Annotated in this window: 20 protein-coding genes; 18 read left to right on the top strand and 2 right to left on the bottom strand. The window is 25.1% G+C overall.

Features of this window, described 5'->3' with window-relative positions; translation table 4 throughout:
- Positions 1 to 64: 64 nt before the first annotated feature.
- The 16 genes from rdgB (at position 65) to AACL04_RS02630 (ending at position 21,690) form a co-directional block, all read left to right on the top strand.
- Entirely contained in the window at positions 65 to 670 is a 606-nt protein-coding gene (rdgB, locus tag AACL04_RS02705) for an RdgB/HAM1 family non-canonical purine NTP pyrophosphatase (protein ID WP_339029335.1), read from the top strand.
- Positions 671 to 683: 13 nt separating this feature from the next.
- Positions 684 to 1,202 (top strand): tRNA (cytidine(34)-2'-O)-methyltransferase, encoded by a 519-nt coding sequence (locus AACL04_RS02700; protein ID WP_339029334.1) that lies wholly within the window; start codon positions 684 to 686, stop codon positions 1,200 to 1,202.
- A gap of 39 nt (positions 1,203 to 1,241) precedes the next feature.
- The gene (locus tag AACL04_RS02695) at positions 1,242 to 2,609 is read left to right on the top strand and encodes a DEAD/DEAH box helicase (protein WP_339029333.1); all 1,368 of its coding nucleotides are present in this window, start codon (positions 1,242 to 1,244) and stop codon (positions 2,607 to 2,609) included.
- Positions 2,610 to 2,672: 63 nt separating this feature from the next.
- Positions 2,673 to 4,238: an AAA family ATPase gene (locus tag AACL04_RS02690; protein ID WP_339029332.1), complete on the top strand. Its 1,566-nt coding sequence runs from the start codon at positions 2,673 to 2,675 to the stop codon at positions 4,236 to 4,238.
- Between the two features lie 18 nt (positions 4,239 to 4,256).
- Positions 4,257 to 5,924, top strand: coding sequence for a hypothetical protein (locus AACL04_RS02685; RefSeq protein ID WP_339029330.1), 1,668 nt, complete (start codon positions 4,257 to 4,259; stop codon positions 5,922 to 5,924).
- A 14-nt stretch (positions 5,925 to 5,938) separates the two neighbouring features.
- Complete coding sequence (locus tag AACL04_RS02680; protein WP_339029328.1) at positions 5,939 to 6,301, top strand: PCC domain-containing protein; 363 nt, start codon at positions 5,939 to 5,941, stop codon at positions 6,299 to 6,301.
- Between the two features lie 109 nt (positions 6,302 to 6,410).
- Entirely contained in the window at positions 6,411 to 7,307 is an 897-nt protein-coding gene (locus tag AACL04_RS02675) for a hypothetical protein (protein ID WP_339029326.1), read from the top strand.
- Between the two features lie 23 nt (positions 7,308 to 7,330).
- Complete coding sequence (locus AACL04_RS02670) at positions 7,331 to 8,635, top strand: SGNH/GDSL hydrolase family protein (protein WP_339029324.1); 1,305 nt, start codon at positions 7,331 to 7,333, stop codon at positions 8,633 to 8,635.
- 2 nt (positions 8,636 to 8,637) lie between these two features.
- Positions 8,638 to 10,641, top strand: coding sequence for a lipoprotein (locus AACL04_RS02665; protein WP_339029323.1), 2,004 nt, complete (start codon positions 8,638 to 8,640; stop codon positions 10,639 to 10,641).
- 110 nt (positions 10,642 to 10,751) lie between these two features.
- Entirely contained in the window at positions 10,752 to 12,287 is a 1,536-nt protein-coding gene (gene fib, locus AACL04_RS02660; protein ID WP_339029321.1) for a cytoskeletal motor fibril protein Fib, read from the top strand.
- A gap of 100 nt (positions 12,288 to 12,387) precedes the next feature.
- Positions 12,388 to 12,822, top strand: a complete 435-nt coding sequence (locus tag AACL04_RS02655; protein ID WP_339029320.1) for a hypothetical protein — start codon at positions 12,388 to 12,390, stop codon at positions 12,820 to 12,822.
- A 48-nt stretch (positions 12,823 to 12,870) separates the two neighbouring features.
- A complete protein-coding gene (locus AACL04_RS02650; RefSeq protein WP_339029318.1) occupies positions 12,871 to 14,586 on the top strand; it encodes a YitT family ABC transporter in 1,716 nt (571 codons plus the stop codon).
- A complete protein-coding gene (locus AACL04_RS02645) occupies positions 14,510 to 14,938 on the top strand; it encodes a post-transcriptional regulator (RefSeq protein WP_339029316.1) in 429 nt (142 codons plus the stop codon). The genes AACL04_RS02650 and AACL04_RS02645 overlap by 77 nt, the downstream gene beginning before the upstream one ends.
- 8 nt (positions 14,939 to 14,946) lie before the next feature.
- Positions 14,947 to 18,711: a protein translocase SecDF, variant type gene (locus AACL04_RS02640; protein ID WP_339031165.1), complete on the top strand. Its 3,765-nt coding sequence runs from the start codon at positions 14,947 to 14,949 to the stop codon at positions 18,709 to 18,711.
- A 13-nt stretch (positions 18,712 to 18,724) separates the two neighbouring features.
- Entirely contained in the window at positions 18,725 to 19,237 is a 513-nt protein-coding gene (locus AACL04_RS02635; RefSeq protein ID WP_339031163.1) for an adenine phosphoribosyltransferase, read from the top strand.
- A 131-nt stretch (positions 19,238 to 19,368) separates the two neighbouring features.
- Positions 19,369 to 21,690: a RelA/SpoT family protein gene (locus AACL04_RS02630; RefSeq protein WP_339031161.1), complete on the top strand. Its 2,322-nt coding sequence runs from the start codon at positions 19,369 to 19,371 to the stop codon at positions 21,688 to 21,690.
- A gap of 219 nt (positions 21,691 to 21,909) precedes the next feature.
- On the opposite strand, the gene AACL04_RS02625 is transcribed toward AACL04_RS02630, so the two are convergent.
- A complete protein-coding gene (locus AACL04_RS02625; RefSeq protein ID WP_339031171.1) occupies positions 21,910 to 22,626 on the bottom strand; it encodes an IS3 family transposase in 717 nt (238 codons plus the stop codon).
- A gap of 187 nt (positions 22,627 to 22,813) precedes the next feature.
- On the bottom strand, positions 22,814 to 23,161 hold the full coding sequence (locus AACL04_RS02620) for a hypothetical protein (RefSeq protein WP_339029627.1): 348 nt from the start codon (positions 23,159 to 23,161) through the stop codon (positions 22,814 to 22,816).
- A gap of 166 nt (positions 23,162 to 23,327) precedes the next feature.
- Between AACL04_RS02620 and AACL04_RS02615 the strand changes: the two genes are divergently transcribed.
- Both AACL04_RS02615 and AACL04_RS02610 read left to right on the top strand, forming a co-directional pair.
- The gene (locus AACL04_RS02615; RefSeq protein WP_339031159.1) at positions 23,328 to 24,143 is read left to right on the top strand and encodes a hypothetical protein; all 816 of its coding nucleotides are present in this window, start codon (positions 23,328 to 23,330) and stop codon (positions 24,141 to 24,143) included.
- 92 nt (positions 24,144 to 24,235) lie between these two features.
- Positions 24,236 to 24,940, top strand: a complete 705-nt coding sequence (locus tag AACL04_RS02610) for a DeoR/GlpR family DNA-binding transcription regulator (RefSeq protein WP_339031157.1) — start codon at positions 24,236 to 24,238, stop codon at positions 24,938 to 24,940.

The raw sequence follows: 24,940 nt of genomic DNA, 5'->3' as shown, positions 1-24,940 counted from the left end.
TTATTTTACTCCTTATTGCTATTATTATTATAATATTAATTAGAAATTAAAAGGAGTTATTTATATGAACGTTTTATGATTTGCTTCACAAAATTCTAATAAAATTAAAGAGATTAAAGAAATGATTCCTGAAATGGAAATTAAATCGTTAAAAGATCTTCCTGATTTAATTGATATACCCGAAGATGAACCAACATTTGAGAAAAATGCTTTATTTAAAGCTAAGACATTATCGCAGATAGTTGAGGGAGTAGTTGTTGCAGATGATTCAGGACTGAGTATTAAATGTTTAGATGACTTTCCTGGAATTTATTCAGCAAGATGAGCTAAACCAGAAACAGAATGGATGAAAATAAATGATTTATTATTGGAAAAGTTAAAGCGAGAAAATTTAATGAAAAGCGAAGAAAGAAAAGCATTTTTTACATCTTCAATTGCCCTAATTGACAAGAATAAGGGTGTTCAGCAAGTATTTACGGGAATAGTAAAAGGAGTTATTGTTGACAGTCAAATTGGAGAAAATGGTTTTGCATATGACAGAATTTTCAAACCAGATAATTTTGATAAAACTTTTGCCCAAATGACCAAAGAAGAAAAAAACTCTATATCACATCGTAACCGTTCAATAACTTTACTAAAAGAATTTTTAAAAAAGAATAACTATTTTTAAGGAGGGCAAAAAAATGAGAAAAATTAATATAGTATTGTTTCAACCAGAAATTGCTGATAATGTTGGAGCTATAATGAGAACTTGCGCACTTACAAACTCAAAACTACATTTAATTGAACCATTTGGTTTTATTTTCGATAAAAGAAATTTTGCAAGAAGTAGTGCTAATAATTTTGAAGGTTGTGAATATGTAAGATATGATGATTGAAATGACTTCATAAATTGCAATCCAAATGCTAATATATTTTGCATGACTCGATATGGTAAAAAACCAATTACTGATTTTGAATTTAGCCAAATTAATGATGAGGTGTTTATTATGTTTGGAAAAGAATCAACAGGTATTCCAAAAAAAATTTTAAAAGATAACATTGACAAATGTTTTAGAATTCCTATGGTAAGTTCAGGAAGAAGTCTTAATATTGCCAACTCTGTGGGAATTGCCACTTATGAAGTTTTAAGACAATGAGATTATTTAGATCTGTCAAAAGTTGAAGTTGAAAAGGGAGAGGACTATCTAGATATAGATTAATAATATATAATATATGTTGTATGAAATAGGTGAAATAATATGAAATTTTCAGATTTTGGTTTTAAAAAATTTATTAATGATGCTTTAGAAGAAATTGGATTTGTCTATCCAACTAAAATTCAAGAGAAAGTTATTCCACTTATAAAGAAACATAGATCAGTTATTGCTCAGTCGCACACAGGAACTGGAAAAACGCATTCTTTTTTATTGCCTATATTAAATAATATTGCATATGATGAAAAAAATAAAATTCAATTTTTAATAGTAACTCCAACAAGAGAACTTGCTAGACAAATTTATGAAAATACTAAAGATATTTTGAAGTTAAATGATAAGGGAACAGTTGGATTATTTGTTGGTGGAGATGATATTGAAAAATCAATTCAAAATGTTAAAACAAAACAACCAACTGTTGTAATTGGAACACCAACAAGACTAAAAAAAATGTATGAAGAAGGTAATTTATTTATTACTACTGCAAAATATGTAGTAATTGATGAATGTGATATGATTTTTGATCTTGGTTTTATTGAAGAAGTAGACTTTATGCTTTCAAAAATTAATAAGGATGTAAACATCTCTTTATTTTCTGCAACAATTAATAATGGATTAAGACCTTTTTTACAAAAATATTTATCAAATTCCATTTTTATAGAAAATAAGGATTCAAATCCAACTAATAAAAATATTGAGCATGTTCTTGTTTGAACAAAAAATAAGGAAAATAAGGAAGTTCTTAGAACAATTGTAAGTGAAATTAACCCTTATGTTTGTATGATTTTCTTAAATAAAAAAGATCAAATAAAAGAGATTATTTCTTGACTAAATGAATTTGGCATTAAAAATGTAGGTGAGTTACATGGAGATTTAGACTCAAGACAAAGAACAAATATGCAAAAAAGAATTCAAAATGGGGATTTTAAATGAATTGTAGCTTCAGATGTAGCGGCAAGAGGAATTGACATTGATGGAGTAAGTCATATTATTTCAGTTGACCTGCCAAAAGACTTAGATTATTATATTCACAGAAGTGGTAGAACTGGAAGAAATCAATATTCCGGCCAAAGTTATGTTTTATTTAACTCTACAAATCAGCACCAAATTGATGAACTAAAGTCAAAAGGTATTTCATTTTCTAACTTTAAATTGGCAAATAATCAATTAATTGAAATTAATACTGTCAAAAAGAAAAAAGAATTTAATGCAAATTTGCCAGTAAATGTTGAAACTAAAAAAATTATTGATAAATATAAGGGTCAAAAAGTAAAACCGGGATATAAAAAACGTAGAAAAGCTGAAGTAGATAAACTTAAAAAAGATATTAGAAGAAAGCATATTAAAGAGTCAATAGCAAAAATTAAAAAAGATAAGTACAAAAAACGTAGAGAAGAATTATTTGAGAATTAAGCCAACAACTCTTTTAAAAAGAGGCTTAATGTTTTATAATAATAAATATTAGAGGGAAATTTTATGGATATTACAGAAAGAATTAAAAAATTAATAACAGCAATTTCATTTCAAGTTTATGAAAAAGAAACAATATTTAGATTAGCAATGTTAGCTCTTTTAGCGGAAGAGTCAATTTTCCTTTTAGGTAAACCAGGTATTGCCAAGTCATTAATCTCACGTAGATTAAAATTTGCAATTAAGGGTGGTACTAATTTTGAATACTTGATGAGTAAGTTTTCAACTCCAGAAGAAATCTATGGACCAATTGACTTAAGATTACTAAAAGAAGGTAAATATGTTAGAGTTGTTGAAAATTATCTACCTGCTTCAAATGTTGGTTTTTTAGATGAAATTTGAAAAGCTGGACCAAGTATTCAAAATACATTATTGACAATTATTAATGAAAAGCTTTTTAGAAATGGTGGAACAGATATAAAAGTTCCATTAAAACTATTAATTTCAGCTTCAAATGAGTTACCTGCAGAAGGTGAAGGATTGGAAGCTTTATTTGACCGTTTTATTATTAGATTTATAGCTGAAGGTTTAAAAAGTGATGATAATTTTGAACAACTTTTAGATGGTGAATCATCACTTGATGTTGATGTAGATCCAAAACTTCAACTTACAATTCAAGAATTAGAAATTTGAAAAAAACAATCAAAACAAGTAAAAATCAGTAGAAAAACTTTAGACTTTATTCACTATTTTAGAAAAAAAATATTAAAAGAAACAAATGGAGAAGCTTATATTTCTGATAGACGTTGAAAAAAAATATCAGGTTTAATGAAAACAAGTGCTTTTTATAATGGAAGATCAGAAACTGATATTGCTGATTTATTTGTAATTCCATACTGTATTTGAGATAACGAAGAACAAGAAAAGCAATATTCTGAAATTTTCTTTAATACATTTTTGGAACAATTTGGTTTAGAATGAAGAAATGAAAAGAAAAATTTAATGAATCAAATTGATTTAGTAAACTCACAAATTGGTCAAGTTGAAGCACAATTTTTAAGATTAACACCGTATACTGATCCATTTAAAGGCGCAATTAATGGAACATACTATTTTATTAATTTTACAGATGGTGGAGATAGTTATAAAATTTGTTTCATATCTGCAGCTGATTGAAATAAAATAAGAAATTTAACAAATGAATCATTTGAAATTGATTTACATTTTGGAGTAAATTTAAATAAATATTCAGGAAGTCAAAAAACATTGGTTAAAGCTTATAAAGCAGATCAAATTCTTTTTGTAAATGAAAACAAAAAATACTTATTACAAAATGAAAGTCCAAATGAATTTAATCAACAAATGAATAATTTAGCTGATAATATTGTTGAACTTGAAACTAAATATAAAGCATTGTCAGCAAAAATGTTTAAAGAGTATAAAAAATATATGAATATGAATTGCATTTTCTTTGAAGAAATTTATGATGAAAAAATTGCACAAGCATTTGATGCAAAGACTAAAAAACAATTAGAACAAGAAGCTGAATTAGAAAAACAAGTTAAACTAAACGAAAAAAATGATAATATAAAAAATCCAATTGATGATTTAGACTTTAAATTAGAAATTTAAGTAAAGAAGGAAACTATTATGAAATTTGACTTAGAAAAACCAGTAAGTGAAATCAAAAAAGAGATTGAAAAACTTAGACGAAAAGATATTCATAATAGTGAATTTTTAACATTTAAAAAAAATCATGAATATGCAGCTGAACAATTAGATGATAAAATTAATAATTTTTATTCAGCTTCAAATTTGTCTACAATAAGACAAATAAAACTTCCTGAACCAATCAGAAAAGAAATAATCTATTATAATTATATTTCTGAATATTATGATGAAGTAAGTTTTGCTCAGAACTTAAGACTAATTCAAAATAAATTAGTCGAGTTTGATTCTCCTTTTTCAACGTATATTGATACAATGAGTTGAAAAATTGATAATGGATATTTAGAGTTAAAAGGTAGAGATTGATTAACTGAATTTTTTAAGACTTGAACTTTTATGTTAACAAAGAGAATTGTTGACTATAGAATGAAAGCTGTAGAGGACTTAAGATATAACTATTTAGTTGAAATATATTCAATAATAAAAAATTATGGAAAATATGCAAAAATTTATAAAACAATGTATGATGTTTTTGGAAAAGTAGCCAATATTGAAGATGAACTAAGAAATCAAAACATTGAATCAATAGCTAGATTTGCGGACTTCTTATATAAAGATCCTTCAATTTTAATGATAGCTGAGATGTTAGGGCGATTAAATGGTGAAGATGATTTAATGGAAATAAATATAACAGAGCAAGTTGTTACATATCCAACAGAAGTTAAATTACCATATAATCCAGAAGAAATTGTAGGATTAACTGTTTCAAAAGATCTTGAAAGATTACTTCCAATGGAATTTGCAAGTCTATTTGATGAGGATTTAGAAATTATATTTTATAAGAAATTTGTAGAATCACAACTTCAAACTTTTTTATTTGAATCAAATGAAAGAGTCATTGAACATGAAATTGAAGAAGTAGAATATGAAGCGCCAATACCATTAGAACAAGGAAAATTTATAATTTGTATTGATACTTCAAGTTCTATGGAGGGTGCTGGTGAATATATTGCAAAAGCATTATCAATTGCCATATCTAAAGTTGCTTTAAAAGAATATAGAGATTTAGTTTTTGTAAACTTTGCAAATCAACATGTTGAAGAATTTACCATTAATGGTAAAAATGTAAATATTCAAAAAATGTTAGAATTTTTAGCCAAATCTTTTTATGGTAAAACTAACGCTAAACCAGCCTTTGAAAAAATTATAGAAAAAATGCATTCAGAAGATTTTAAAAGAGCTGACTTATTATTTATTTCAGATTTTATGATGGAAACTCTTCCAAATTCAACAAGAGCAAAAATTGCAGATTTAAAGGAAAACTATAATAGATTTCACTCTCTAATAGTAGGAACAATGCCAAATGTTGAAACACAAGAAATATTTGATAATATTATGTATTATGATCCAAATGATCCGTTTGCCACAAATCAAATTGTTAAGTCATTAAATGAAACTTTAAGAGATTTAAGAGAATTAAAAGATGAAGAAGTTGCATATCGTAGCGAGCAAATTAATAATTTAAATACAATTAGAGATAAAAAGCGTTTCAGAGAAAAACACTTAGATGATCCAAAGGCAAAAAAACTTACAAAACAAAAACAAAAATTAAAAGAATTAGAAAATAAGAAACAACAAGTTAATCAATAGGGAAGGAAATAATAATGTTAGTAAAAGAAAAATCAAATTTATTAGTTATTTTTTTGGAGAATGGGGAAGATATTGACCAACAAATTCAAAATATAATAAGAGAATATAAACTTATTGATGCCAAAATTACTGGATATGGTTATTTAAAAAGATTAGAGTATGGTGTACTTTCTCAAATTGATCCATTTTTCTTATCAAAATTATTAAAAGAGGGACTTATTACTGTTACAAATTTAAATGGTATGATTGATAATCGTGAATCAACAATAATGGTTAGCTCTGTTGATGATAAATTTGAAAGACATCAAGGAAGATTAATTAGTGGCGTTGTAGCAAATTCATTCAATATAATTTTAGAAATATATAAAACAGAGTAAAATCTGTTTTATTTCTTATTTTTGCCCTTTTTTATAAAATGTTTTTAGTTTATCTAAAAAAATAATATAAAATCTAAATAATACTTTAAGTAAGTGGAAGGAGAAAAGCATGAAAAATATTAAAAATAAATCCAACAAGATATTATTAATATTAATTTTATCTTTAACAACTTGCTTTCCAATATTAACCATTATTATGACAGTCCCAGGAATGGGTATTGAATCATTAACTTTTATTAATAGTGTCGAAAAGCAAATCAAGAGAATAATGCCTAAAAATAAATTTGTTTTTGACCCAAATCATCCTTTATATCAAGAAATGATGGAACACGTTATAAAATCTTCATTTAAAGCAGATGCATTATCAACAATAAATTTTGAAGATTCACAAGAAAAACAAATGTTCTACTTAAAATATTCAAACTACTCTGATGAATGGTATGAAAAATATTGAGCAAAAAAAGTAGAAAATAAAGAGCAAATTGATTTATATGATATTGGATTAAATTTTATTGAATTTGATAAGAGTGTAGCTGAAGAATTTCAATCTTTTGGCTTTGTCAACACCGGAATTCAATGAATATTTAAAAGTGGTGGTTTAAAAGAAATTTTTTCAAAAAATACATATGAAATGTCTTTGAAACAACAAACAATTCTTAATCAAGAAGATTATGATGAACAAATGCGATATAGTGGACCAGGATTAAATGGTATAAAAATTAAACATTCTATTGGAACAAAACTTGTAAATAACAAGGTATGATTTTTAAATACTCAAATTGATTCTATTAATTTTGCACTTAAATTAACAAATCCTTTTGTAGATAAAACTTTAAGTAAAAATCAAAATATAAGATATGTGACAGTAGATGACTTGAAGTTCCCAAATTTTACAGCAACTTTAATTTTTTTAAGATTTAGTGCTGTATTAATATTTTTAAATATTTTAGTTATTCCTGGTGGAATAGGTATGTTTATAATTTTAAAAAAGAAATGAGAAAGATAAAAAAATAAAGGAAGGAAAATAATATGAAAAAATTATTATCATTATTAACTGTATTTATGTTTTCAATTTCAACAGTAACTTCAACAGTTTCTTGTATGCCAAAGCAACCAAGTACTATTAAGACAAGTCCTTTAAAAATTGGTTTGGATATTGATAAAAGTAAAACTATTGATACAAGTTCAAATCCAAAAGATCATTTTGGTTTTACCAACTATTTTATAGTAGGGGACTCATTGAGTGATGTTAATGGTTTAACAACTTATGTTAAAGATAAATTTGTAGTAAATACATCATTGGATCAATATGTTGATTTCAATTTAACACTTGGAGGAGCATATGGCTTTGAAGAAGAAGGTGTTTATAATAGTGCTTTTAGTAATGGAAAGACTGCAGGTTATCTATTATCTGAAAAATTAAATTTTGGAGCAATGAAACCTAGCAATAAATTCTCAAAATTAAGTAATCCAAAAGAAGGTTATGGTAAAAATTACTCAGTTGGTGGTGCAACAGCTGGAAAATCATCAGAATTTGTAAATGGAATTATTATTAATGACTTTAGTACAGAAGAACAAGCCAGAACTTTAGTTAAACAACAAAAAATTGGAGCAAATGATTTAGTCTTTTTTGAAATTGGAGGTAACGATATGTTTTCTTTAATTCAAAGTCAAGATAGTCAAAATGACAAAGCTGTAATAGAATATATGAATGAATCTATTAAAAGTATTAAAGCAACATTATTTACACTTTTAAATAATGGTGTAAAAAACATTTTATTTATGGGACCTCCAATTATGGATAATATCCCTAGATATATCAATAGAGAAGAAAAACAAGATATTATTGATCTTGGAAAAGAATATGAAATTAAAATCAATAAATTAGTTAATGAAGTTAATAGCTATTATTCTGGAAATTTATTTTACACTTCACTATATGAAGGAGAAAATGATTTTCCAAATATTATAAAAGGATATGGCGAAACTATTAGCAATGAAATTGAAAGTGAATATAATACTTGAGCAGCATTTGCCGAAAAAAATATAATACAAATAAATGGTAAAGAAACTTTTAATTTTAACGAACTTTCAAAAGTCAACTTCAAAAATTATATTGAAACAATTAAAATTAATAATACTTTTAGCAAAACTAAATTGGATGTTAAGGTTATAGGACAACCCTTAGACCAAAATCTATGGGGGAATGACTTTAAAAAAAGAGATAAAATAATGACTTCATATTTTTTCACTGATGTTGTTCACCCAACTAGACTGGTTCATGAATATGTTTCAGAAATGATAAAAGAGATTGTTTTAAAGGAGTTTAAATAATTATGAAAAAATTATTAGCTATTTTTGGATCTTCTTTATTAGTGGTTTCACCAGCTATTTTAGTAGTTTCTTGTACTAAAAATAAAAAAATAATAGATGATATTTCATTACAAACTGCAGTTGAGCAAATTGGTAAATCAATTTATTTAACTGATACAAAAAACTATAATTTTGATTATCAAATGGATGGTATATTAAAGAATAAAAGAATAAAAGATATATCAAATATATATGGAAATGATAATTATACTAGAGATGATTTAAATTCTTACTCAAGATTTGATGAACTATATAGATATTATTTTGATAAAAATCTTTTTAAGGATGATTTAAAAGTTGCTGAAACAATAAATTTTGAAGGTAATATTAAACCTCAAAATAGCGCAACTCTTGAAACAATTCTTGTAACAATTCCTAATTTATTGGAATTATTAGGTAATGGTAAAATTATTGCTTTGCTATTTAAATTATTTACAATAATTCCGTCATTTATTGTAAATTTAAGTAATAACTATTTAGTTAGTTATTTAGACAAAATTCTTTCAAAGGAAAATAGTGATGCCTTTTCAAATGCCTTTTCAAATGAGCCATATGCTGATTTTACAAATCAAGAGTCTTTAAACTCAGCAATTATTGGTTTTTCAAACTCAATTGATTATCTTATTGGAAATAAAAATCAACTAGAAATTCCAACAAAAGATGAAGTTGAGGGGCAATTATTTCTGAACTCAATAACTAAATTAACAATTAATCTTAAATCAATTTTTAATAATGAAAAATCAATTAGTTTTGATTTAATAATTGATCTACTTGCAATTTCTGAAATAGTTAGATTTGTAAGAACTCTAATTGTATATATTGTAAATGGAGTAGGAACAATTTATACGGAAAGTGAATCTAATGGAAATAAGAACTATTTCAAACAAATTGAACTATTTAGAAATGCAAAAGTTGATGCTACTAAAAATGAAATAAACTTTTTAAGCTTTTTTGAATTTTTAGAAAGTACATATAAAAATGGTGACGGTTTAAAATTAATATTGGCTTTATTATTTCAAAGTTATGAAAATCCTAAACTAAAAACAAATAGGTTAGGAATCCCAAATATGGGAGTAATTGCAGATGAAAAAATTCAACTAAAAGGAATAAATCCCTTGCTACAAGCTTCAATGAATGCGATATTTCCAACTTTTTATATAACTGAAGGATTATCACCAATAATTGCAAAACTTTTAAAATGACTTAAAATTGATAGAATAAACTTAGCAAGTGTATGTATTGAGTTAATCAATTCATTGGTATCTGGTTCAAACTTTAAAGGAATTATTGATATTATGAATAGTTCATTAGTTAGCCCCATTATCAAAGATGAGATTTTAAAAGAAAGGCTAAAAAGTTTGAAAAAAATTGATGAAATTTACAAAAATTCATTATGAAATGAACTTTATAGTGGAAAATTTATTAACAAAATTTTATTAGTATTGAATAATGAAGAAAATGAAAAAGATATTAATATTAAAAATATTATAGAAAATACTAATTTAACATTTTTAGGGAGAAAATTAACATATAAAGAAGTTTTTTGAAATATAACTAATAATGAGGATTTTAAAGGTGAATTTAAAATTGATTTTACCAATATTTCTGAATTATTAATAAATTTAAGAAAATTATTAGACTTAAAAAATGATGAAAAAAGCGATGTTAACCTTTATAAATTTCAAACTAATTTACAGACATTATTTGCAAATCTACAAGGTATTAAAAAACTAACATCATGAATAACAAATGAAGAAAATGAACAAAGTGATAGTTTATGAGAAGAATTTAGACAAGAACAATCTAAATATAATAAAAAAATAAATGATGATATTTTGAATCAAAAAAATGTAAGTATTACTGATTTAAAAAATTATTCATATCAGGTTGAAGTTGAAAATAAAAAATATATTATTAAACTTAAAATGTTAAAAAGTAACAAATTTCAAATTAGTTCAATTTTTTAATAAAAAAAGTAGTGTTTTTAGGAACTTTTTAGTATAATTAAATTAATCTTTATTTGTTTATAAATACATAAAAATAAAGGTATAGAGAAAAATAAAAGAGGAGACTAGAAATGATAGGTATTATTTCAACAGCTTACTTTACAGTTAAAGATCGTGATGGTATTAAAACTGTAAAAAAATATTGATGAAGAAATATGGTTATTCAACATCTTAAATACAGAGGGAAGTTTTTTGTAATCGCAACAATCGGTTATGGAAAAGCAAATGCTGCAATGGCAATTACTTATTTAATGGAAGAATATCCAACTTTGGAAACAGTTTTAAATATCGACTTAGCTTTATCAACAAATGATAAATTTGATACAACAGATACAGTTATGGCTACAAAATTTATTTATAGAGATGCTGATTTAACAGTATTCAAAGATATTAAATATGGACAAATCGTACATGAACCAGAAGCATATACTTTTAATACAGAATTTGTAACACAAGTTAAAAACTTTAAATTAGGTGTTTCAGATGGTATTATTGGTACTGCTGATATGTTAATTTATAACTCAAAACAATTTAAAGAAATGGTTGACAAATATGGTCAAACAATTGATGTAATTGATTCAGAAGCTGGAGCATTAGCTCAAATAGCTAAAAAATCAAGTGTTAACTTTGTTGCAATGAAAATTATGTATAATAATGCATTATCACCATGAGATAATGACCCATTACATAAGTTTAAAATTTATGAAACAGCTAATACTTTAAAATACTTATTGGCAAGATTATTTAACTTATTATCATCAAAATACATTATTGACTTTACAAAAAGTACAAATGATGAATTAGAAGTAATTCATGAATTATTTGAATTATCTCATGATGAATGAGTATCACTTTTCAAAAGTGATGTTACATCAATTATTTCTGGTTTAGGACCATCATTGATGTTAGTTGATAAAAAAGCAGCTAAACCTGAAGCTGTTGATATTGTTGAAGTTTTAAAAAGTAAATTAGAAGATGAAGGACCAAGTAAAATTATTTTAGGAGAAGATGAATGAAAAAATGCTCCTAAAAAATGATTACGTAAAATGATGTTCTTAACAAATATTCATGTAAATGATGATGAATTGTTATGAAATAAATCAGCTAAATATGATCTTAAATCAACTAAAATTGTTTCAATTGAAGATGTTGCAAGAGCGGTTTCAAAAGCAATTGCTGATCGTTCACAAGATAAATCAGCATATACATATGATGGTGCTACAGTATTGAAAAAACATTTACTAGTTGCAGTAGATGCTCCAATTTCATTCTACATTACTCATAATGTTACTCATGAATTTGTTGAAGCTCCAAAACAAGGATCTCAATTAGTAGCAAACGAATTTACAAAATACTTAAATGAACAATTGGCAGAAGTTGAATCTCCATTTGAAAAAATAATAGTATACTGTAAAGTTCCTGCAGAAGGAGTTGCAAAACTTCCAGTTATTATTAAAACTAAATCAAAAGCTAATCAAGCTGTTGTATTTGGTGGATACTCAAGTAAAGATCAAAAAACTTATACAGTTGTTGATATTACAAGAAATGATTACGACCCATTGAAAGTTGGATCATTCAAAGTTACAGTTCGTTTAAAAAACTCATAGTAACAAAAAATAAAAAAATCACTTTTAAAGTGATTTTTTTATTTTTTAATATAAAGAATTTTAGTATATACTATTTTAGTAAGGGCAAGTGGTGAATTTAATGGCATATAAAAAAAAGAAAGCATTTTTTGAAGATAATGATAGTGTAAGCCAAATTTTAGAAAATTTACTAGATTTATCTTTAATAAAGTTTGATGATAAACCAATGCCAAATAAATACCAAATACCAAATATTGCTAATGATATAGATAATAAAACTATTATTAAAAAAATAAAGCCTTTAGAAACTAGTGAAGCAAAAAATTTAGATTCAATAATTAAAAACGCAAGACAAATGAATAATATATTTAGCAAATCAAAATGAATTAATAATAGTGTTGAAGAAGAAGAATTTATTATTGAAAAGGCAAAAAAAGAAGGAAAATCAGCGTATGATTCAGATGTATTACGTCAATTAATATTGGAGAGGCAAAAGAAAAAGAAAGAATCACTTGGTTTATCAAGTATAATAAATAAAGCAAAAAAAAGAAAATAATATTTATTTTTTAAATAAAAAATTTTATAAGACTTGGGAGGGAAAATAATGGAGAAGAATAATTTAAACGAAATAATTGAAGATATTCAAGAAGCAACTCAAGAAATTATGCAAGAAGAAGTTGTTAAATTCCAATCAAGTGAAGAGAAAAAATCAATTAATAAGTTAGCAAAAGAATTAAATAGAGGAGGAAATATTGATGGTGAACTTTTAAGTAACCTCGAAAGCAAAATTATGTCTAAAAGAGAACAAAAACTACTTGTTCAAGAATATTTTAGAACTAAATTTATTAGAGATTTCTTTAAAATTATATTGGCTGCCTTGTTAATAACTATTACTTTTGATTACTTTATTACTCCAACAGGAAGAGCAGGTCTTTTCCCCGCAGGAGCAGGAGCAATTGCACGTTTTTTTGCAACTTTAACTTTTCCAAGTCAAGATCAAGTACAATTACAGTCATCATTTTACTTTATTTATTATTTTGCTATAAATATTCCTCTTTTTATTTTTGGATACATTAAATTGGGAAAAAGATTTACATTTACAACATTTATTTTTATAATTATGCAAATTGGTTTTGACCAGATTATTCAAAATATTCCATTTATTAATCCAAGAGAATTTAATTTACTTGTAAATTATCAATTAATTGGCTCAATGCCAGGTTCATGAAATACTGGTATTTGATTATTTATTTTTGCTGCATTGGGTGGTTTTTTACTAGGGTTTTCATATTCAATTGTATATAAAATTGGTTCTTCGACTGGAGGCTTGGATTTTTTAACTGTTTTTTTATCTAATAAAACAAACAAGCCAGTTGGTTCACTAAATAGAAAAGTTAATTTTATTATTTTAGCAATTGTTATTATTTTGAATACCATTATTATTCCTATGTCTCTTATTAATTCTGATATAAAAATTAGCATTCTTCAAAGTGGTAGTTATTATCAAGATAATAATCTATTAAAATCAATGTGAGATTTTGCAATTGAAAATGGTGCATTAGTGGGTGATAATAATAATTTACAATGAGATCCAGTATTTGAAGCCTGATTTAGTAATATCATTTATTCTAATGATTACACTTCAATAGAATCTGCAATGAATTTATTTGACGGCTCAGCTTCACTTACAAAGGATCAATATGAATTTTTAGTTCAATTTGTTTGTAAAAAAGGTTATGGTGATGATTTAGTAAATATAAATCAGGGATTAGTATGACATATTAAATTTTTATTTATTTTTGGACCATCACTATTTGCTTCTTTTTCACTTGTAATTTTTGCAGGAATGTCAACTAATATTTTCTATCCAAAATATACAGTAAGAACATATATGATAACAACAAATAATCCAAAGAAAATTAACAAAATGTTATTGGAAAATGGATTCCAAAATGATATTTTAAATTGAGATAGTATTAATAGAATTAATGGAAATTATCTTCATAGAAGTGTTATTATGGTAGCAATGTCAGTTATGGATTGAGATAAAATTGAAAGAGAAATCTTTATGATTGATCCTCAAGTTAAAATTAATGCAATTATAACAAAAAGTGTACGGGGCTTATTTAACTATGAAATTAAAAAAAATGATGACAGAGATATTATAAGAACCAAAATTGAAAAGAATGAACTTGAATTAGAAAAAATTAGACAAATTGCAATTGTAAGAGCTCAAAAAGAACATGAAAAATTACACAAAAAGAGTCAAAGAAGGAAACCAAATCCTAAAAAACAAGAAAATAAGGATAAAAAAGATTAATTTTTTTAAAGAAACTAGTAAATTTATTAAATTTATTAGTTTTTTTGTTTATAATTATGATTATAGTGGTGATTTAATGGAAGAGGAAAATCTTAAAAAAATTATTTATGAAATGTTAGATCTAAAATTAACAGAAATAAGGAAAGAATTTAGTAGAATTACTTTGAAAGACTTATACTGCTATTTAAAGGATGTAGTATTTAAGAATAATAAAATAGTTGATTTAAATGATTTATCGTTCTTTATTATGAACATTAAAATTAACAAAATATTTGAATATCTAAATGTTAGTGCAATTTTAGATGAAAATAATTCAATTGAAATGGATTTAAAAATTATTTTAGAAAGATAGTGGTTAACTTGAATAACAAGGAAAAAAATATAAGCAATAAGCCTAAAAAGCCAATTTTAAAGATTTTTGCTATATTAATAATTATTTCTTCTTTGGTATTAGGGATAGTTTTCTCTAATTTAAAATTCTCAGAAAATATTAAGTTGGGTTCAGACTTTAAAGGTTATTACTCAGCTCTTGTTTCAGTTGGTAATTTAAATGAAAAAGAATCAATAAATGGTCAACCAAATGGTGATTCAACAGAAGGGGCTAAAGCTCTAAATGAACGTTTAAATCCAATGGGAAATAATCAAATAATAATTGAAAAGGCTGGTAAAAACTTTTTAAAAGTTTTATCTCCAGTAGATGCATATCAAAATGAAACAATTTTTAAAAATCAAATCCAAAAAAATGGTGGAATTGTTTTATTAGATTCAACAGAAGGTAAATTTAATGATTTACAAATTACAAATGAAAGTAATAAACTTGAAAGAAAAGGAATTAATGAATATTTTACTGGAGCAAATTCAACTTTCATTAATGAATCAAATTCAAAAAACCCAGCAATTTCATATTCATTAAATGGTGATAATTTTAAAGCATTATTTAAAACAGAAGAAGGAGCTGAAGGACAAACTCGTGAAGCAGGAACTTTACCTTTATTTATCCTTTTAGATGCTGATGGTTTTTATAATGATATAAGAAACTATTACAATTTAATTAAAGGTGAGAAAAAAGATAGAATTGAAGAATTCTTTAAAGTTATTGTTGAACCTTTAAGAACTTTCTATGATGCAAGTAGTACTCCTACAAAAGTAAAAGAAGTTTTATATGACCTATTTTATGGTCAATGAACTGAAAAGACATCTTCAGGAATTAGTACAACTTATAGAGGATCATTGATGAGTAGAAGAAATGGTTCAAATGAATCTTTAAAAGATGCAAGTTCATTCTTAGAGGTTGTAGATTCATTTAACTATTTATCAGAAACTTCAAAATATGTTTATGATTCAAATGCTGTAACAAAAGATTTTGAAACAGGTGGAAGATATTCAAAGAATGTAAAATTATGAGATTCTTCGAATACATTAACAGAAAAATATAAAGTTAATGAAATATTTTCTTTAATAAATCCAGTACTTTTAAATTTTGTTATTTCAAATCAAATCCTTTTTAATGAAACTTTTGCTAATAACTTAGTAACTAATTATTTCTTATTTAATGGAAATGTTACTGAATCAAAAGGGCAAGCTTCTAAAGGATATATTGATGGAAACAATTTAATAACTAAAGTTGATTCAGAAGCAAAGGCTAGAATTGGTGCTTCTTTATTTAACGCCTCTGGTAAAGGATTTGTTTTTACAGTTAACTCTGTTGCAACTATTGATGGAAAAGTAACACAAGTAATGTTAATTTCATCATTAGTATTTATATTAATTATTGCTTTATGTTTAATTGTTTATATGGGATTCTTTTATAGACTACTTGGTCTTTTCTCAATGATAATTACATTAGCAATTATAGGAATGACTTTATTGTCATTATCATGATTCAATCTGGCAGTTGGACCAGAAACAATTATTTGTTCGTTTATTTTACTTGGGCTAAATATTGAGATCTTCTCTTCTCTATTTGAAAATATGAAGGAGAGTTACTATCTAAAACAAAGGGGATTAAAAACTAGTTTTAATATTTCTATTAAAGAAAATGTTGGAATAGCATTAGATTTAGTTGTTGCTTTGTTAATTCCATCAATGTGTATGTTCTGAATCTCATCTAATGCAATTATTTCAATGGCAATAATGTTAGCAATGGGGTCATTCTTTACAGTATTATTTACAATATTGGTAGGTGTAATTCTATTCAAATTAATAATTAATTCTCAATTAATTGCAAATAAATCATATTTATTCGCTTTAAATACAGACTTTGCATCTCAAGGTAAATTCTTTATTAATTATAAAATAAGAAAAATAGAAAATAAAATTATTAAACTAAACTCAAAACCTGAAATTGACAAAGAAGCAATTACAAAACTTGAAAGTGATCTTGAATCTTTAAACGATAAATTAAGTGAAATTAATTTAAAAGATATAGAAAAAAATAATAAGAAGCAAGAATTAGCTAAGGAAAAACTAAATAAAAAAATTGATTTAATAACACAAAAAATTAATAGTTTAAATCCTGAAAAAGATGCTAAAAAAATTCAGTCACTTAATTTTAAAGTAAATGAATTAATATTTGTTAGAGATGATAATACTCAAAATATTATTGAAGAAGAAGGACAAATTATTACTTCTACTAATGAAAAACTAAAAATAAAGACAGTTGAAAGAAATATTAAAAATGGAACTAAGTTTGTTTCATTATTTGGAGTAATTCTACTTGCATTATCACTAGGTCTTGGTTTCTTATTTGGTCTACGTTTTGATGATACATTTGGTGGAAGAACAGACTATACTTTATGAGGAGATAATACTTCAACACTTTATTCTCAAATAAGAGAAGAGAGTTTTGAAGATACAAGTTATGGTAATGAACAAAAGTTAAAAGAAATCTATGAATTTAAAGAAGAGTTAGTTGAAAAACATGAAAGTTTTAAATCTAATAATCAATACAATGAAGAAGCTGTTAAATTAGATGAAACAAAAACAGTTAGTGAATTCTTAAACTTTGTACTCGATGATAGTTTTTATGTTAATTACTTAGCTCAAAATTTATCAGATAAGAAGTCATATAAAAGTAAAAATTATTCAGTTTCTTATGGAGATAAATTCATATTTAATGATTCTTCTTCAATAACTGAAGAAAATCAAAATTGAATAACATTGACAGTATTTACACAAGATTTAAAACAATCAGCAATTATTAAAAAAATGTTTAATAATTTAGGTGTGGATAAAAATATAAATTCAACTTCAAACAATGGATTTATAACAAAATCTATTAAACCTGCTACAATGTTCTGATCAATTAAAGAAATAGCAATCTCTATTTTAATAATTATTGCAGCATTAGTTATTTATATACTTATTAGATTTAAATGAACATATTATATAGCAATGATTATATCAATAGTTTTGGCACCACTAGTTGCAGTTGCAGCAATTACAGCATTGCAAATTCCTTTAGGAAATGTTGCAATCATTGCAATAGTAGGTTCAATATTCTTTACAATTATTTCTTTATTCATTATCTTTGGTAAAGCAAGAACTCTAATTGCATCAAAAGATGAAAAATCATTAATAAACTTCTTTAAACAAGAAATTGAAATTATTTATGATACAAAGTCAGTTAAGAAAAAAATGAATGATGAGTTATTTAATCTTAAAAATGAAATGAGACTAAATATTAGAACTAATAATTTACCAAAAGAAGAGAAGAAAAAATTAAAATTAGAATTTAAAGAAATTAAGCATGCTAAAAAAATAGAGTTTAGAAAAGTTAAAAAAGCTAATAAAATTAAAATAAATAGAGTTGCAAAACAAAATAACTATTTATCAGAAGTTTTAGTAAAAACATTTAGATTTGGGTTAGTAAGATCTTTATTATTAATTGTTTTATATACAGTTCTTGGAATCATCTTAGCTTCATCAATGTCAAGTATTTGATCATTTGGAGCTTCAATGATAATTGGGATTTTTGTTTCAAGTGTATTTGTATTGTTTATTTCATTACCATTGTGGGTAGTATTTGAACAAATAAGAATAAGAAATCAATTAGCAAGAAAACGTTTCATAAATGGTTTATATGTTTCAAAAGAAGAACAAATCATAGAAGGAATAAATGATTAAGAGGTAAATAAATATGGATATAAAGAAATATATTTTAGATGTTCATAATTTCCCAATAGAGGGAGTAACCTTTAAAGATATTACTCCGTTATTAAATGATAAAGATGCTTTTAAATATGTAATTGATAAAATGGTTGAGTATGTCAAAGCAAAAAAAGCAACTGTTATTGTTGCTCCAGAAGCTAGGGGTTTCTTATTTGCATCAGCAGTTGCATATGCAGCAAACTGTAGATTTGTTTTAGTAAGAAAACCTGGAAAATTACCAAGAAAAGTAAAAGATGTTGAATATGTTTTAGAATATGGTAAAGGTCATATTCAAATGCATGTGGGAGACTTAAAAGAAAACGATAATGTAATTATTGTAGATGATGTCTTAGCAACTGGTGGTACTATGAAAGCGATTGTGGAGCTTGTTAATCAAGAAAAAGCAAAAGTTGGAGGAATAGTATTTGTAGCTGATTTATCATTCTTACATGAACCAGATTTATTTAAAGAATTTGATTCAAAAAGTTTAGTAACTTATTAGTATAAAAAGACAAAATATTATAATATTTTGTCTTTTTTTAAATGTAAAAAAATCATAGCCAACTTACTATTATTAGTTTAATTTATATATAATATAGTTAATAATAAATTATGAAAGACAAGGGGAATTTTATGCAGTCAAGAGCCTCAATGAGTGAACAAGAATTTAATTTTATTGAATGTCGTGATGTCGAAGTTCTTGTTTCAGAAATGAAAAAATATATTAAAAATAAAAAATTAATTGATGAAGTTAAAAGGGCATACTATTATGCTGAAGAAAAACATAAAAATCAAAAAAGAAAAAGTGGAGATCCTTTCATAATACATCCACTTTCAACTGCATATTATTTAGCTCAATGAAGAATGGGACCAAAAACTATTATTGCTGGTCTTTTACATGATGTAATTGAAGATACCCCTGTTACTTTCTCAGAAATTGAAGAATTATATGGTGTTGAAGTTGCAGATATTGTTGAAGCTGTAACAAAAGTAAGTTACTTTACAAAAGAAAATCGTGAGCAAATGAAAGCTAATTATTTAAGAAAACTATTCTTATCAATGATTAGAGATATTAGAGTTATTATTGTAAAAATTGCTGACCGTATGCATAATTTATTAACTCTTCAACATATGAAACCTGAAAAGCAAAAAGTAATTGCTAAAGAAACATTAGAAATTTACTCAACAATTGCTCATAGAATTGGTATGAAAAATGCTAAAAATCTTTTAGAAGATTACTCATTTGAGTATTTAAACCCAAAAGAATTTAAAAGGGTTAAAAGTCTTTTAGAAGAAGACAAAAGTACAAGAAAGGAAATAATTACTGAAATTATTTCTGAAGTTAATAAAAAATTAAAAGCTGGTGGTATCTCAAATGTTACAATTTTTGGTCGATCAAAAACAATTTATTCAATTTATAGAAAATTAACTCAATTTGGTAAGTCATTTAGTGATATTCACGATATTTTGGCTGTAAGAATTATTACTGAAAAACAAGATGATTGTTATAGAATTCTTGGTTGATTACATCAACTATTTACACCTTTATCAGGAAGATTTAAAGACTATATTGCAACACCAAAAAACAATTTATATCAATCATTGCATTCAACATTAGCAAGTAAAGATGGAGTTATTTTTGAAGCACAAATAAGAACATATGAAATGGACGATATTGCTGAAAACGGAGCAGCTGCCCACTGAAAATATAAAGAGGGTGAAAAAAATATTGATATTGCTGAGAAACAAAAGGAAATTGATTTAAAAGTAGATATGTTTACAAGATTAATGGACTTAGAAAAATTAGCATCAGAAGCTGCAGAGTTAGATTACGATGAAGAATCACAAAAAATTGATTTAAGTGGAGAAGTAGTTGAAGAAGCTTTTAAATCAGATTATTTAGCACCAATGATTTATATTTTAACTCCTGATGGAAATGTTGTTAATTTACCATTTGGATCAACTGTTTTGGATTTTGCATATAAAATTCATACTGAAGTTGGGAATAAAACTATTGGAGCTAAAATTAATGGGGTATTTTCACCTTATAACTCAACATTAAACTCAGGAGAAATGGTTGAAATACAAACTTCAAAAGAAACAAATCCTCATGAAAAATGATTGCGTTTTGTACGTACTTCAACAGCGCGAAGAGCTATTGAAGATTATTTAAATACTGAAAAAGTAAAAGAACAAGCAAAAGAACAAATTACGAATCAAAAAATTATTAGAAATGTTAAACGTGAAGTTGATAGATATATAATTGCTCACAACTTAAAATGACAAGTAAAATCAATTGATGAAATTCAAAAAAAATTAAATGTTTTAGATTATAAAAATATTGATGAGTTTTTATTATCAGTTGGTAATGGTGACTTTACTATTCCAGAAGCAGTTGAAATTGTATATGTATCAAAACAAGAACTAAAAGATATTGAAGTAATCAATGATATGAAAACTAGAAAATATAAGTCAGCTAAGGGAAGAGATGACTTAAGAATTAATGGAATTGAAAAAGTTAATTGTACTCTTGCACAATGTTGTTATCCAGTTCCTGTTGAACCAGTTACTAGTTTTATGTCAAAAACAAAAGGAATTCAAGTTCATCGCAGTGATTGTTTAAATATTACCAATATTAAAAGAGTAAAAAACTTATTAGAAACAGAGTGAATTGAAGCAAAAACTGAAGATAGAAACTATAATGCTAAAATAAGAATGACAACCTATGATCGACCAGGAATCTTATTGGATATAATTAACGTTTTTAATGCTCAAAGAGTAAATCTAAATGAGGTTAAAGTTATTTCTCAAGAAGAAGATTATTCAGGTAAGGGAAGTATGATTATAAGTGTCAATAATGCTGATCAGTTAAATGTGATATTAAAATCACTTTCAGAAATACCTGGAGTGATTGGAGTTACAAGAGCAACTTCATCAGAAAATCCAATGGCATAATTATATTTTATTGTAAAATGTCTTATAAAAGTTTAAATAAAAATTAACATTATTAAGAAATATTAATTAAAAGCACTTCTAGAAGTGCTTTTAATGTTTTATACTAATAACAAAATACAAAGTAGGCTTAAACTATTATTTTTACTATATTGATATATAATAAAAATGGTGCTAAATTTACCACATGAATATACTTTGTCAAGTATACAAAATGTTTTTTTATAAAGTAATTGCATTTAATGCAATTACTTTTATTTTGTTTCAATTATTAAAGTATTCATAAGATGGAGGGTTAGAAGTTTTAACTCGTATTCTTTCATAATTATAGAAGTGAATATATTTACTAATAGAGCTTTCCAATTTTTCAAAAGAGTTTACTTTTAACTCTTTTTTTCATTCCTCTTTTAATGAAGAAAAAAATGTTTCACACATTGCATTATCTATTGAATTTCCAGGTCTTGATAAAGAAATAATTATATTATTCTTTTTTGAATAGTTTTTTGCAAAAAATGATGTATATTGAGAACCATTATCAGAGTGAATTATAAGCGATTTACTTATGTCATTTCTATATTTTGTTGAATTAATAAGAGTATCTCTATAAATTTTTATATCATTTATTTTAGACAATTTATAACCAACTATAAATCCTGTCTTAACATCCTTTAAAATACTAAGATAAGCAAATTTATTATTTAATGGTAAATAAGTAATGTCAGTCACTCAGCATTCATTCTTCTCATAAATTTCTCATTTTCTATTAACAATATTGGGTCCATGAGTAATACTTTTCTTTTCCTTAGGTTTTCTAATCATCTTTTTAACTCTAATTACTGAATACATCTTATATATTCTCATTATTCTTGCTACTTTATTTTGACTAATCTTTATTCCCTTATTTTTTAAACATATTGTTATTCTTGGACTACCATAAATACCTTTATATTTAAAAAAAGTGAAACTTTATTTTTTTTGCAATATTAATGTCTATTTTTATAATATAATCCTTTTTTACCATTGCTAACTCACCTATAGTAACTTGATCTAGTAATTTTTAAAAGCTTACATAAATCCGAAATACGATATTTGTATTTAAATTCTTCTATGATTTTATAAATATAATTTATTTTTTCTTTTGATTTTCCATCATTTCATTGAACTTTTTTATAACTTCATTTTCCATTTCTAATCATTTAATTTTCTTTTTAAGAATTGCTAGTTCCTTATCTTTTGGGTCTAAAGAATTTGGTCTAACACTAGAATGCTTGTTGTGCTTTCCTGTTTTTGAAATTAAACATTCAGCTCCATATATTTTATAATTTATGCAAAGGTTTCTTGCTGTTGAATAAGATACACCATATTCAATTGAAAGCTCTCTAAAAGTTCTATTTTCATTATAGTGTCTATTTACTAACTCTTGCTTTTGTTTGATACTTAAAATATTTGATTTATTACCTGTAACATTTGACATATAAAAAATTCTCCTTGTATACATTCTATGTTTTTTTTAACATTATGTATACTTAGAGAATTATATTCATAACAATAAAACATTGTTATTTTTTATAGAACCACTGATTAATTATTGTTAGTGTTAGGCTTATATGGTATAATTTGATTAATAAAACGAGGTTTATATGAAAAAGGAAATGATTTATTTACCAATTGAAGAATTTGTTAAAGCAAACCTAGACTTTAATATTGCTTCAAATAGAAAAGAATCTGAATTTGACTTTAATTTTACAAGATGAAAAACAATGATCTTCTCAAGTCAAAAATTAAAATTTGTTCTAAAATATACACAATCTGTTTTACACTGATTAAGTAAAGTATCTGATGTCACTAATTTTAGTGTATCAATTGATACAACAAGCGTTGATAGATTTAATTTCTCAATTTATGAATTTGATAACCACATTTTTAATTGTTCACTATTTACTAATTTTTATTTAATTCCAGAAGGTGATTGATCAAATAAAATATTTGAAATGCACTTTTCAAAATTTGACTTAAAAAATGGTAATTTAATAGTTGAAGAAGAAACAAATTTTTGAAAGGGAGAAGATGGCTTTGAAAAATTTGTAAATATGTTATATGCAATTATTAAAGAACCTTACAAATTTGAAAAGGTATCACCAGTACAATGACAAGTTGATTTTAAAGATAAAAAAGTCTCAAGTTCACAAATAAGAATGCAAATATCTTCTTTAGTTGAAAAAGGTGTTAGACCTGAAGATCCATATTTAACTATTGAACAAGCTATGAAAATTGAACAAGGTGCAAATCCTGACATTATTGCTCAAGAAGCTAGAGCTGAAAGTGAAGCAAGAGAAGTTATTAATCCAATTTGAGATGAAGGAATAGCTCAAGAAGCAAAATATTCTGATATAAACTTAGCAATGGCAAAAACTAGAGGGTTGTCAATTGAAAATAATAAGAAAAAGAGAAAATAGTATGGTATTCCATATTTTTTTTATTTTAAATTTTTGGTTGTTTTTGGTTGTTTTTTATCTTTTTTGGAATATTATATTATGGAGGTGAAAGAATGATCAGAGAAGAAAGACTAAAATTGATTTTAGATTTTGTAAATGAACAAGATTATTGTTCAAATGAAAAAATATCAAAACACTTAAATATTCCTTTCACCACTCTAAGACGAGATCTAACAGATCTTCACAATGAATCTAAATTAAAAAGAGTTCATGGAGGAGCAAAGACCATTAGAGAAAAATCAATATTGGAAGCATTTTTAGATGAAAAATTGCTTACTAATGTTGATGCAAAAAAAAATATAGCAATTAAAGCATTAGCTTGTATTAAACCATTTGAGACCATCTTTTTAGATGCAGGCTCAACAACTTTTTTTCTAGCAGAGATATTAAAACCAGAATTAAATAACAAGATTTATACTAATTCAATTATCAATGCTCAGATTTTAGCAAAAAATGGTATTAAAGATATTAATTTATTACCAGGAAAATTAAAAATATCTACAAGAGCAATATGTGGTGTTGAAACAATAACTGCATTATCAAAATATAATTTTGATTTGGCTTTCATAGGTATTAATGCCATAGACAATGAATTTAATTTTTTTACAACAGATGAAGACGAAGCAGAAGTTAAAAAAATAGCTATTAAAAATTCACAATTTTCATTTGGTTTAGCAGATACATCAAAAAATAAATCTAAATCACTTGTAAAATTTAGTGATAAATCTCAAATAGCACTTATTAATGAAGAGGTATAA

Origin of the sequence: Spiroplasma endosymbiont of Cantharis nigra (assembly GCF_964019925.1) — a bacterium.
In the GTDB taxonomy this organism is placed as follows: Bacteria; Bacillota_I; Bacilli_A; order Mycoplasmatales; family Mycoplasmataceae; genus Spiroplasma_A.
The sequence above is the reverse complement of the archived record's forward strand: the minus strand, read 5'-3'. Positions and strand labels throughout refer to the sequence as shown.